General features: G+C 35.7%; 14 protein-coding genes. All 14 read left to right on the forward strand.

The genetic code is table 11. From position 1 onward, the window contains the following. Positions 1-60: 60 nt before the first annotated feature. The 14 genes from MHH96_RS10130 to MHH96_RS10195 all read left to right on the forward strand — a co-directional run bounded on the left by MHH96_RS10130 (position 61) and on the right by MHH96_RS10195 (position 12,435). Positions 61-528: a YxiG family protein gene (locus tag MHH96_RS10130; RefSeq protein WP_047943306.1), complete on the forward strand. Its 468-nt coding sequence runs from the start codon at positions 61-63 to the stop codon at positions 526-528. A gap of 401 nt (positions 529-929) precedes the next feature. Beyond that, positions 930-1,580: an SMI1/KNR4 family protein gene (locus tag MHH96_RS10135; RefSeq protein ID WP_047943305.1), complete on the forward strand. Its 651-nt coding sequence runs from the start codon at positions 930-932 to the stop codon at positions 1,578-1,580. A gap of 582 nt (positions 1,581-2,162) precedes the next feature. Next, a complete protein-coding gene (locus MHH96_RS10140; protein ID WP_141231366.1) occupies positions 2,163-2,660 on the forward strand; it encodes a hypothetical protein in 498 nt (165 codons plus the stop codon). A gap of 292 nt (positions 2,661-2,952) precedes the next feature. After that, positions 2,953-3,261, forward strand: coding sequence for a PTS lactose/cellobiose transporter subunit IIA (locus MHH96_RS10145; RefSeq protein WP_047943303.1), 309 nt, complete (start codon positions 2,953-2,955; stop codon positions 3,259-3,261). 58 nt (positions 3,262-3,319) lie between these two features. Then, the gene (locus MHH96_RS10150) at positions 3,320-3,640 is read left to right on the forward strand and encodes a PTS cellobiose transporter subunit IIB (RefSeq protein ID WP_047943302.1); all 321 of its coding nucleotides are present in this window, start codon (positions 3,320-3,322) and stop codon (positions 3,638-3,640) included. A gap of 165 nt (positions 3,641-3,805) precedes the next feature. After that, positions 3,806-4,309 carry a hypothetical protein gene (locus MHH96_RS10155; protein ID WP_047943301.1) on the forward strand — a complete coding sequence of 168 codons (504 nt, stop codon included), beginning with the start codon at positions 3,806-3,808 and terminating at the stop codon, positions 4,307-4,309. Positions 4,310-4,330: 21 nt separating this feature from the next. Then, positions 4,331-5,686, forward strand: a complete 1,356-nt coding sequence (gene celB, locus MHH96_RS10160) for a PTS cellobiose transporter subunit IIC (RefSeq protein WP_047943300.1) — start codon at positions 4,331-4,333, stop codon at positions 5,684-5,686. 157 nt (positions 5,687-5,843) lie between these two features. Continuing rightward, positions 5,844-7,280 (forward strand): 6-phospho-beta-glucosidase, encoded by a 1,437-nt coding sequence (locus MHH96_RS10165; RefSeq protein ID WP_047943299.1) that lies wholly within the window; start codon positions 5,844-5,846, stop codon positions 7,278-7,280. 180 nt (positions 7,281-7,460) lie between these two features. Then, on the forward strand, positions 7,461-9,386 hold the full coding sequence (locus MHH96_RS10170) for a BglG family transcription antiterminator (RefSeq protein ID WP_336044652.1): 1,926 nt from the start codon (positions 7,461-7,463) through the stop codon (positions 9,384-9,386). Between the two features lie 169 nt (positions 9,387-9,555). After that, on the forward strand, positions 9,556-9,750 hold the full coding sequence (locus MHH96_RS10175; RefSeq protein ID WP_418789598.1) for a YxiG family protein: 195 nt from the start codon (positions 9,556-9,558) through the stop codon (positions 9,748-9,750). A 212-nt stretch (positions 9,751-9,962) separates the two neighbouring features. Continuing rightward, entirely contained in the window at positions 9,963-10,301 is a 339-nt protein-coding gene (locus tag MHH96_RS10180; RefSeq protein WP_047943296.1) for a PadR family transcriptional regulator, read from the forward strand. Position 10,302: 1 nt separating this feature from the next. Further along, complete coding sequence (locus tag MHH96_RS10185) at positions 10,303-10,644, forward strand: DUF1048 domain-containing protein (RefSeq protein ID WP_047943295.1); 342 nt, start codon at positions 10,303-10,305, stop codon at positions 10,642-10,644. Between the two features lie 280 nt (positions 10,645-10,924). Continuing rightward, positions 10,925-11,689: an ABC transporter ATP-binding protein gene (locus MHH96_RS10190; RefSeq protein WP_047943294.1), complete on the forward strand. Its 765-nt coding sequence runs from the start codon at positions 10,925-10,927 to the stop codon at positions 11,687-11,689. Then, a complete protein-coding gene (locus tag MHH96_RS10195; RefSeq protein WP_047943293.1) occupies positions 11,686-12,435 on the forward strand; it encodes an ABC transporter permease in 750 nt (249 codons plus the stop codon). The genes MHH96_RS10190 and MHH96_RS10195 overlap by 4 nt, the downstream gene beginning before the upstream one ends. Positions 12,436-12,489 lie beyond the last annotated feature (54 nt).

A 12,489-nucleotide genomic window follows, 5' to 3' on the forward strand; every position in this document is an offset into this window, starting at 1 on the left:
AAAGACAATTGTCTTTTGATGGTGCCTGACACCATTTTATAAAGAAGAGAGGGAACATAGGTGCAAGATAAAATGAATACAGAAAGAAAATTACAACATTTTTTTTCGGAAATAGAGTCTCTGGCTATTATTGACTTGAATATTAATTACCTGAAAGAAACTATTACCCTTAAATTAATGGGTGATAGAAATCGCAATTTGATTAATATTACGTTTAAACAAGTGTTGTCTTATTATGTATTTCAGGAACCAGCTTATGATACTTTTAGATTAAATGAGTTTGATGAAGAGTCCCATTTATTATTAACAGAATCAAGCTATTTTCCTCAAGGCTTTGGTAAAATAATGATTGAAAGCCTTCATAGTGAATTAAAAGCAATAGAAACACTATCTTCCACTACAAATTTTTACTTTCAAGTTAATGATAAAGACTATTTCTTTATTGAAGCTAACGCATTAATTATTAATGATGAAGAGTATAAAAACTTGATTATTGATGATTCAGAATTAAAAATACCAATTGATTGAAATTCTTATCCATCGAAGCTAAGAATACTAATGGTATTTTGGCCACGTACGGTGTATGAAAGGTTGGTGGAAAATTAATTGGATTGACTTTGTTGTCAATGCGCTTTAAGTCATGATTTCCGAAGACATAGGTCAAATTAAGAGAAGGTAGATATTTTGATGGAGATAAATTTATACATAAATATTATCTTTACGCACGAGCGCATTGTTACATTGGGACTTTTTGTTAGCCATCTTTGTTGAATTTTCGTTATTCCCCAATTATTTTTACGTTTTCTCCTTTTGAAGAGAAATATAATAAGACCCGGATGGGCAGAACCAAATTAGCGTGAGTATTAGAAAATAACTAAAAATTCAAAATGATTGATATATTATATTTAAGATAAGGGTGAGATGATTAAATGGATTACGAATTAATTAGATATAGAATTGAGGCTATTACATCTAAGATTAAAGAAATTGGTGGAGAGGTTCAAGAAGTTATTATTGATGAGCCAGCTTCGCTTGAACAAATAATCAAAACAGAGGAACAACTTGGGAGAAAGTTACCTGAAAGTTTCAAGAAGGTTCTTAATGAGTTCTCAAGTAATTTCAGTTTGCGGTGGTTTTTACCTGACAATATGGAGCAACCAAAAGAATTCAGAGAAATATTCTCTGGTACTCCTCACTGGAGCTTAGAACTTCTTTCTCAGTGTGAAGAAGATCGTATGGGATGGATTGAAAATGTTTTTTCTGATCCCGAAGATGAATATGATGTAGTTTGGCATAATAAATTAGCCTTTAGTGAAGTAGGGAATGGGGATTATTTAGCATTTGATATGAGTAACACGGAAGATGCCCCAATCGTATATCTTAGTCACGATAATGGTGAAGGGCACGGTTATATATTGGCAAATAACTTTATTGAATTCCTCAATAATTGGTCAAGAATAGGGTTTGTAGGGTGTGAGGACTGGCAATGGCTACCTTTTACAACAAGTCCTGGCAGTGGAATAGTTGCGGATGGAGAGGAAGCAGGGCTTTTTAGAACTTGGCTAGGATTAGATATATAAATAGTAATAAGAGCATTAAAGCCTAACTCAATGCTCTTTCCTATATTTATTTAATGTTATAATTTACTAAATTAATGGTGAATTTAAATATTTAACTTTCCACCGTAAAAAAGTTCCCCATAAGATTATTCAAAGGCCAAAATAACTTCTTCAATCACAAATAAATCCAGAGAAGCATATACCAACTAAAAGGGGTTTTTTAAAGTAAAGCTTGGATAAGACGTTCATCCTATATTGTACAATAAACGTCACAAGGAATCATATAATTTAATTAAAGAAGGTTATGTATATATGAAAATACTTTTGAGGCTTCATTTAGTATTTTATATAAGTCTATTCGCATTTATGTTGGCAATTCCATATAATTCTATGGATGCTAATATATTTAAAATGATCTTATTTTTAGTAACTCTTAGTGTATTTATACTAATCCTGACTTGCTATATTGTACTTTCTTTTAATAAAGAGATTAAAGCTATTAAAAAGTATATATATGCAAATATAGTAATGATGATCAATGGAATTATTGGTTTCCTTACACTGGGACATGTGTATTACTCAGAAAATCAGGAGCAAATTTTTATGATAATTATTATTGGCGTTCTTTTTATTATATCGCACGTACTGAATCTTCAAATGAAGAGGATAGTTGAGCATTATAATATTGATGTTATTTCAGAAGTAAAATTATTCTACAAAATGGGGAAAATAATAGAAAATACACCAATTTCAAATGCGGCTACTAAGTTAGACCGGATCTCTTACGGTTTCTGTATAGTCGTTTTTATAGCAGAGAATATGGTTATCTATATTTGTGCAATAGGAATCATCTTATTGTGTTCAATAAAGTATCTTAATCAATTAAGAAGGGAGTTTCTAAAAAGTAATTTAGTATCAAAGGCAGAGACTTATTTCTCCATAGTTGCCTATGTTCTTTGCTATCTGATATCCATCTTGTGGCACTATTATTTTCAAAACATTTCTACTATTATTGTTGGACCATTAGGACTGCTTTTCTTAAAAATTTATATACAAAGAATTGCTGTCAAAATATATAGAAGTGGGTGTCAGGCACCGTAAAAAGACAGTTGTCTTTTTGTGGTGCCTGACACCCGTTTTTATGGTAATGGTTTCCGTTGCGCAAAGGAAAGAGTTTAAATTAACTTTAAATTAAATTAGGTATAGTATGAAGTTAAGCAGTTGATAACAAAGGATGAAATCGCTAACAAACCATTTTTAGTCATCCAGATTAGTCTCTTAATCTTTTAAGCTAGCAATCGATAGAGACTTAAGTCGAATGTACTGTTAGCTTTATCTTTACTGCTAATAGGAGAATTGGTGCACATATTTTTTTACGTAAGGGTGGATTAGCATGAACTTAGAGGAAATTAGTTTTCAAATTATTTTAAATGGAGGAAATGCTCGAGGTTTAGCAATGGAAGCAATAAATGATGCTAAAAGTGGCGACTTTTCTTTAGCAGAGCAAAAACTGGATGAAGCAAATGAAGCAATGCGCGTAGCTCATCGCTTTCAAACAGATTTGATTCAAGGGGAAGCTCGTGGAGAAAAATTTGAAATTCGGTTATTGCTTATCCATGCGCAAGATCATTTAATGAATGCTATGACTGTTGTCGATATGGCAAAGGAATTCATAGAACTTCATAAGAAACTACCTAACTAAGCTGGGAATTTGTTTGATTTTAATCAAAAAATCTTATTAATTATTGGAGGAATATAAAATGAAAAAAGCCCTAATTATTTGTGCAGCTGGTATGTCATCATCACTAATGGCCAAAAAAACAACGGAGTTTTTTAAATCAAAAGGTCAGGATATTGTATTAGATGCTATATCTGCAAATGAAGGCGGTAAGATGATTGAGAAGGGTGAATTTGATCTATATTTAGTAAGCCCGCAAACAAAGATGTATTTCAATAAGCTGAAAGAAACAGGGGATCGTGTAGGAAAGCCGGTTGTTAACATACCACCACAAGCATATGTTCCAATTCCGATGGGGATTGAAAAATTAGCAAACGTAATTTTACAAGAACTTCCGAACTAAGGTGCTAATGGATAGAAAGAGAAGGAAGCTACTTTAGTTTTTCCCTTTCTACGATGGAGTCCGTTCGATCTAATTTTCACCACAAAAAATGAAAGCGGTATCTATTAGTGGTTTGATAATAAAAGAAGAAGCAAGTAGCGAAGAACAAGAGAAGGGGGGATTAATATGAATGATGAACAAAGAGCCTTGCTAGAAAAGCAAAGAAAGAAACAAAGTATAAAAACGATGTATTTTAATCGGTATTTACTTGTTCGTTATGTAACTGCCCTATTCTTTTTTACCAATTTATATTGGTTTATTTCGTTGGTGCTAAGTGATTCAAAGCTGTTTTTTATTCCTTTCGTATTATTGGTCTTTATGGTAGCTAGTATTGTGGAGCAAGTGAAGATTTACAGCAGTCCTAGCCATCATCCCAAATTTACAAAATACAGTTTTACGGCATTGCTCGCTGCAAATGTAATTTGTATAGTGCCTGCTTGTTTTTCTTCTCCTTTTGCTTTGCTTTATCCGTTCCTAATTAATCAAGATGAATCAAGAATGTTCATTCTAACTATTTTAATTTCGGGTATATTATTAGCTGCTTTCATGCTAAAACGTTTGCACAAGATTTGTCTAAATGAAGATAAACACTATAGCCGCATTAAACTATATGAGAAAGTTATTAATTAACCATGGAAAAGAGGAGTTTATATGTCAGGAGAAAATAAAGTATTTGCTCTTTTTGAAAAATATCTCATGGGTCCAATGGGGAAAGTTGCCTCCTTCCGCTTTGTGCGGGCAGTAATGGCAGCAGGGATGGCTTCCATTCCCTTTACTATCGTTGGTTCTATGTTCCTAGTATTGAATGTATTGCCGCAGACACTTACTTTTTTAGAAGGATTTTTCAATAGTACTTTCTTTAAGATTAGTGATTTGTATATGTTAGCGAATAAATCAACAATGGGAATATTAGCACTCTATTTTAACCTTGTCATCGGATATGAGTATACGAAAATTATTGCTGAAGAAGATAACTTAAATTTAAACCCGTTAAATGGTGCTTTACTATCTATGTTTGCCTTCTTTATGACCATTCCTATGCTAGTAATAGACGGTGGGAAAATCTCGCTCATTCATCAAATAGATGATGAAACAACCATTGTAAATGGCTGGCAGATGGTTGGGGATGGTGTGAGTCGGTTAGGTACTACAGGTATTTTTGCAGCAATTATTCTCGGGATTATCGCCGTACAGTTATATAGATTGTGTGTTAAACAAAATTGGGTGATTAAAATGCCTGAAGCAGTACCGGAGGGGGTATCTAGATCCTTTACAGCATTAATTCCAGCCTTTTTAGTGGCTATTGTGATCTTAGTTATTAACGGTATTCTAGTAGCATTAGGTACAGATATTTTTAAAGTAGTAGCTGTTCCATTTAGCTTCGTTGTGAATTTAACAAACAGCTGGTTAGGAATCATGGTGATTTATTTCTTAATCCATGCCCTTTGGATTGTAGGAATTCATGGCGCCAATATTATCGGCGCATTCTTAACGCCTATTGTTCTATCTAATATGCAGTCAAACTTAGAGGGAAGTAATATTCCGTTTGCTGGAGAATTCTCAAACTCATTTGTCATTATGGGAGGATCTGGAGCAACTATTGGATTAGTGTTCTTCGTTGCCTTTTTAGCTAAGTCCCAACAACTAAAGATATTAGGGAAAGCATCGCTTGCTCCTGGTATTTTCAATATTAATGAACCATTATTGTTCGGACTGCCAATTGTTTATAATCCATATTTGGCAATCCCATTCTTCTTAGCACCAATGGCTTCGGCTTCGATTGGGTATTGGGCGATCAAGCTGAAATTTGTTGATGCGATTATTGCACAAGTACCTTGGCCTTCTCCAATTGGTATAGGAGCATTTATTGGTACAGCGGGAGACTACATGGCTGTTATTGTAGCGATAATTTGCGGTGCTGTAGCATTTCTGGTTTGGTTCCCATTTATTAAAATGTATGATAACAAGTTAGTGATACAAGAAAAAGGCGGAGAATCAGTATTATAATCTAATAATTAAATTTGGAGAAACGGATGCTTACACGAAAGTAGTTGTCCATCATAGCTCTAAGCATTTAACAGGAAGAAGGCGGTTCTCCAAGAAACGATAGACCGCTTTCTTTTTTTTATTAATAACTTAATATCTTAAATGGAGGAAACTCATTATGTCAAAAACAGCATTGTCAGAGAATTTCTTATGGGGTGGAGCAGTTGCGGCTCATCAGCTTGAAGGTGGCTGGAATAAAGGCGGAAAAGGTGTAAGTGTTGCGGATGTAATGACAGCAGCAAGACATGGTGTCGCTCGTCAGATTACAGATGGTGTGCTAGAAGGATACAATTATCCAAACCATGAAGCAATTGACTTTTATTCGCGCTACAAGGAAGATATTAAACTATTTGCAGAAATGGGATTTAAATGTTTCCGTACATCTATTGCTTGGACAAGAATTTTTCCAAATGGAGACGAGGCAGAACCAAATGAAGATGGGCTGCAATTCTATGATGATTTATTTGATGAGTTATTAAAACATAATATTGAGCCAGTTATTACGCTCTCTCACTTTGAATTACCTTATCACCTTGTAAAAGAATATGGTGGATTTAGAAATAGAAAGTGTATCGATTTCTTCGTTAAATATGCGGAAACGGTATTAAAACGCTACAAAGAGAAAGTAAAGTATTGGATGACATTTAATGAAATCAATAATCAAGCAGATACAAGCATGGATTTCGCGAGCTTCACTAATTCAGGAATTAAATATGAGGAAGGGGAAAATCGAGAGCAGACGATGTATCAAGCCTCTCTTTATGAACTAATTGCAAGTGCAAAAGTAGTGAAGATTGGCCGGGAAATCAACCCTGATTTTAAAATTGGCTGTATGCTTGCCATTGTACCTGTTTATCCATATTCCTGTCATCCCGATGATGTTATGTATGCAGCGGAAGCAATGCATAATCGCTGGTTCTTTGGCGATGTACATGTTAGAGGAGAGATTCCTAACTATACGAAGAAATATTGGGAACGCAATGGATTTGAAATGGATATCACGGAAGAGGATGAAGAGATTCTCAAAGAAGGTACCGTAGATTATATTGGTTTTAGTTATTACATGTCTAAAGTAGTGAGTAGTCGTGAAGTAGAAGGCAGTGAATCTGATGGCGAATTCGGCCACGTTGTTCGCAATCCTTATGTAGAAGCGAGCGATTGGGGCTGGCAAATAGATCCCGTAGGACTTCGCTATTCATTAAATGCTCTATATGAAAGATATAATATTCCCTTATTTATTGTGGAGAATGGTCTAGGAGCAAGGGATACGGTGGAAGAAGATGGATCAATTAATGATGAGTACCGAATTCAATATTTCCGTGATCATATTGCTGAAATGAAAAAGGCAGTCGAATTAGATGGTGTTGACTTAATCGGCTATACACCATGGGGCTGTATTGATTTAGTTAGCGCGGGAACAGGTGAAATGGAAAAACGTTACGGCTTTATTTATGTAGATAAAGATAATGAAGGAAAAGGTTCCTTAGCAAGAAGTAAGAAGAAATCATTTGATTGGTATAAACACGTTATTGAAACAAATGGGGAAGAACTTTGATCTTTTTCGAAGGCATGCCTTCTGTTGTACCTATTAATCTAGCTAGTAGGTCAGGATTTGCTTTCATAGTCTAAATGGAGTTTGCTTTAAACTCCATTTTTTCCTATGTACTGAGCTTAAATGTATAATTTAGTAAGTTGAGTAAAAATGGTCCAATGAATGGACAATGAAGGGAGCTGATTGAAATTGGCTTTACTATCAAGCCGGCAGAAAGATATCTTATTTCTTTTATCAGAATCAAAGGAGCCTGTAACATCAGACTGGATGGCTAAAGAATTGGGTGTCAGTGATCGGACTATTCGAAAAGAAATAAAATTGATGCAGGACACGACAGAGTCATGCGGGACCATAATAGATTCCATTAGAGGAAAAGGCTATGTACTGAATATCGTTAATCCTGCCTTATTTTCCAATACTATTCAGGAACATTTTAATGATAAAAAAAAGCTAGTGGATGATTTTGCCGATAAAAATACGAGAGTCCTCTATATTTTAAAGCGTTTATTTCTAGAAAAGGATTTTATTAAACTAGAAAACTTTACAGATGAGCTGTTTATATCGATGTCTACCTTGAATAATGATTTAAAAATAGTGAAAGAGATTCTAGATAAATATAACTTGAAATTAATAAACCGGCCACATTATGGCTCTAAAGTGCATGGTGATGAATATATGAAACGGTTATGTTTATCCAATTTCTTATTAAGTCGTAATCAAGAGACATTTGTTAAAGAAGACTCTCTGCAGCTTATTGATCAGAGTCTTTTAAAAAAGATTAAAGAGGTTATCATACAAAAGGTGATTAAATATAAGATTGATATATCTGATATCTCTTTGGAAAACCTAGCTACACATATAGCGATTGCATGCAGAAGAATTCAGGAAGGCTTTGTAATAGAAGAGTTAACAGATGTTCTAGTGGAAGAGTATCCATTTGAAAAGATAGTAGCGGATGAGATTATTAGTAAAGTAGAAGAGTTTACTGGTCTAACGTTTCCTAATACAGAAATAAATTATATTATTGTTCATTTACTTGGAACGAAGCTCTTGCATAAAAGAGAGCTAGTCGAATTTAGTAAGTTTGATGAGGCGGGGACGATCATAAATGAGATGATAGAAAGACTACGCACTGAATTGAATTGGGACTTTCGCCAAGATCGTGAGTTTATCCAAGCTTTAACCTTGCATATCCGCCCTGCCATGAATCGATTGCGTAATAAAATGAGTATACGAAATCCTTTACTAAACGATATAAAGAGGAAATACCCTGCTGCCTTTGAGGGAGCTATCATAGCCAGCAAGTGTATAGAAGAGTACTTAGGGATGGAAGTGGTAGAAGATGAAATTGCTTATATCTCTCTTCATATAGGTGTTGCGCTCGAACGATTAGAATTAGAGAAGAAGAAAAGGAAAAAAGCAATCATCGTTTGTGCATCAGGTGTTGGGAGTGCTAAGTTACTGTACTATCGCTTGCAAAATAGATTTGAACAAGAACTGGAAATAATAGATACCATTAATTATTATAATTTATCCTCATATGACCTGACGGATATTGAGTTAATTATTAGCACCATTCCGATAAGGGAAGATTTTGGTATACCAGTCCAAGTGGTGAATACTTTCTTAGAGGACAAGGATATACGATCTATTCATGACCATCTAAAAGCTGCTTCTTATAAAGTTGGGAATTATTTGGATGCATCTAGAATTTATCTTCAATTAGACTTGCCAGATAAAGAAAGCATCATAGAATTTCTAAGTAAGGAGTTATACCAATTAAATCTTGTACCAGCAGACTATATGAATCTTGTTTTAGAAAGAGAGGCAATAGCCCCGACTAGCTATGGGAATCTCGTGGCTGTTCCCCATCCCTTGGTTCCCGTAACGCAAGAGACCTTTTGGACAGTGTGCACATTGAAAAATCCAATCCAATGGAATGAGCAGCAAATGGTTCAATTTGTCTGCCTATTAAATATTAAAGAAGGAACACATAGTGAATTGGATGGCATGTTTAAAAAGTTAATTTCTATTATCGAAAATAAGTCGATTGTGCAAAAAATCATCAAAAGTAAAGATGCAGATGAGTTAATAGAGTTACTAAATTGACGAATAAGATCATACTTTGTATTGGTTAATTAAAATTAATATGACGTTTAAACAAGTCATGTCTTATTATATTTATCAAGAACCAGAATCATGATACGTATAGACTGAATAACTAATTTTGATGAGTCTCATTTATTATTAACAGAATTAAGCTATTTTCCTCAAGGATTTGGAAAAAATTATGATTGAAAGCCTAAATAGTGCATTAAAAGAAATGGAAACACTTTCATCTACAACAAATTTCTATTTCCAAGTCAATAATAAAGACAACTTCTTTATTGAAGCAAGCTGTTTAAGTATAAATGGGAAAGAGTATAGAAACTTGATTACAGATGATAAAGAATTAAAGAAACTATTATATTGAATTTTTATCCTTCAGAGCTGAGATTTTCAAAATAATCTTAGCCTTTTCTTTTCATATGACATACCATCATAAAGAAATCTCTTTGCGTCTTGACAAACAAATCTAATATGTATTATTATATACCAGTAATAAGTAATACTTGATATCTGTAACACAATGTACTGATGATGCATAGTATTGAAATATAAAATAACTGTAAGTGAGGTGGAAATGTGGAAAATATTACAGAGATGTTGAAAGGAGTGCTTGAGGGGTGCGTGCTTGAGATTATAAGCCGTGGGGAAACTTACGGATATGAAATCACGCAGCAGCTGCGAGAGCTTGGTTTCACGGATGTAGTGGAAGGGACTGTTTATACGATTACCATGCGGCTGGAGAAAAACAATTTAGTTGATATCGAGAAGAAGCCGTCCACTATGGGGCCGCCAAGAAAATTTTACAGGCTGAATGCAGATGGCCAAGAGCAGCTTAAAATGTTTTGGGAAAAATGGGAGTTTGTATCAAGCAAAATTAATGAACTTAAAACAAAAAAAACAAAGGAGATGTTGTAATATGAGTATATTTGAAAAAATAATTGGTAGTCTGGAAGAAAAACGGGAATGGAAGGCGATGGAGACACGTGCAAAAGCACTTCCAGGTGAATATAACAGCGCTTATAAAGCGATCCAAAAATATATATGGAATGCTGGTGGTGGTCCCACTGACTGGGAGGGCAGCAGTCGCATTTTTAACGGTATTCTCGATCTCTTCGAGGCAGGAGCAGCTGAAGGAAAGAAAGTTACTGACCTTACGGGTGAGGATGTGGCAGCTTTTTGCGATGAGCTAGTGAAGGGTGAACAAACTTGGAATGATAAGTATCGTAAAAAATTAAATGATACTATTGGTCGCGGATAACCGCAACTGCCTATTGAAGTTTAGGTCCAATGATGTAAATCCCAAAAATTTGGTTGAATTAGCTCCATCCGCAGTATCATGAATAAATGCAACATGAAACGTTTAAGCAAGAGTAAACGAAAAAGCTAGTATCGACTGAATGGTTGTTGCCAAGGTGAATTATTAACGATTCAGTTATTTTTTTGCTTTGGTAGTAAGTATTACAGAATATCAGTTAGACTAAGTAGATGTATGTAGACAAGATAGTTTTAGGAGAGCACTTCTATAAGGAGGGAAAAGCATGAGCAAAACAGTAATTTCTGTAAAGGGTTTAAAGAAATCCTTTAACGACAAAGAAGTATTAAAGGGGATAGATTTTGAGGTGAGGCGTGGCGAAATTTTTGCATTGCTAGGTTCAAATGGAGCGGGCAAAACGACGATAGTCAACATTCTCTCCACGTTGATGAAACCTGATGATGGAAAAGGAAGTATAGGTGGTTTTGACATCCAGCGTCAACCAGATAATGTTCGTCAAAGCATCAGCCTGACAGGGCAGTTTGCAGCATTAGACGGCATGCTTACTGGTCGTGAAAATCTAATCATGGTTGCAAAGCTGCGGGGAGTTTCTAATCCAGTCCAAGCTGCTGACCATCTTCTTGCTAGGTTTAGCCTGACCGACACAGCCAACCGGCGGGCAGACCAATATTCGGGCGGGATGAAGCGTAGACTTGACATTGCCATGAGTTTAATCGGAAAGCCGTCTGTCATTTTTCTTGACGAACCAACGACAGGTCTTGATCCTGAGGCGCGGATGGAAGTTTGGGATACAGTCAAGGAGCTTGCGGGCGGTGGTACGACCATCTTGTTAACGACTCAGTATTTGGAGGAAGCGGAACAGCTGGCAGACCGTATTGCCATCTTGCATGGCGGAAAGATTATCACTACTGGTACTCTGACTGAACTTCAAGAGATGTTTCCATCAAGAAAAGTGGAGTATATCGAGAAACAGCCGACGTTGGAGGAAATTTTCCTCGCAATAATTGGAAAAGGAGAGAAATATAAATGAAAAGTAAAACATGGGTATTACTAGGACGGTTAATGCGCAATATTATGCGCAGCCCAGACACGATAATCACAGTGGCGCTTACGCCGATTATGATGATGCTGCTGTTTGTCTATGTATTTGGTGGTGCAATAGAAACTGGTACGGATAACTACGTCAATTATTTACTGCCAGGCATTCTGCTGATGGCAATCGCATCCGGTGTGGCTTACACTTCGCTGCGGTTGTTTACGGATGTGAAAAGCGGGCTGATGGCACGCTTTGTTACAATGCCTATTAAACGTTCTTCGATATTATGGGCGCACGTATTGACTTCAATTATTTCCAATATGCTTACTGTCGCGGTCGTTATCCTCGCTGCGCTTTTGATGGGATTTCGTTCCAATGCGGCTATTATAGATTGGGTTGTGATAGCTGGAATACTTGGACTATTTACACTTGCACTAACATGGCTAGCAGTCATTCCTGGCTTAAGAGCAGGAACTATGGAAGGAGCTACAGCTTATTCATACCCGCTGATTTTCCTGCCGTTTATCAGTTCAGCCTTTGTCCCTACCGAAACCATGCCTAAGCTTATCCGTATGTTCGCAGAGAATCAGCCTGTTACCTCCATTGTAAATGCCATTCGTGCTCTTTTGTATGAAGGCACCGTTAGAAATGATATCTGGATAGCTCTTGGCTGGTGTGTCGGTATCATGGCTATGGCTTATTTTTTCGCTAATAGAGCATTTAAACGTCAGTTAGGGTAACTAACCTAGGGAAGGGATAATGGCTGCTTGCGATTAATTAACCTTAAGAACGAT

The sequence above is a fragment of the Niallia sp. FSL K6-0212 genome (assembly GCF_038007605.1).
Taxonomy (GTDB): domain Bacteria; phylum Bacillota; class Bacilli; order Bacillales; family Cytobacillaceae; genus Niallia; species Niallia circulans.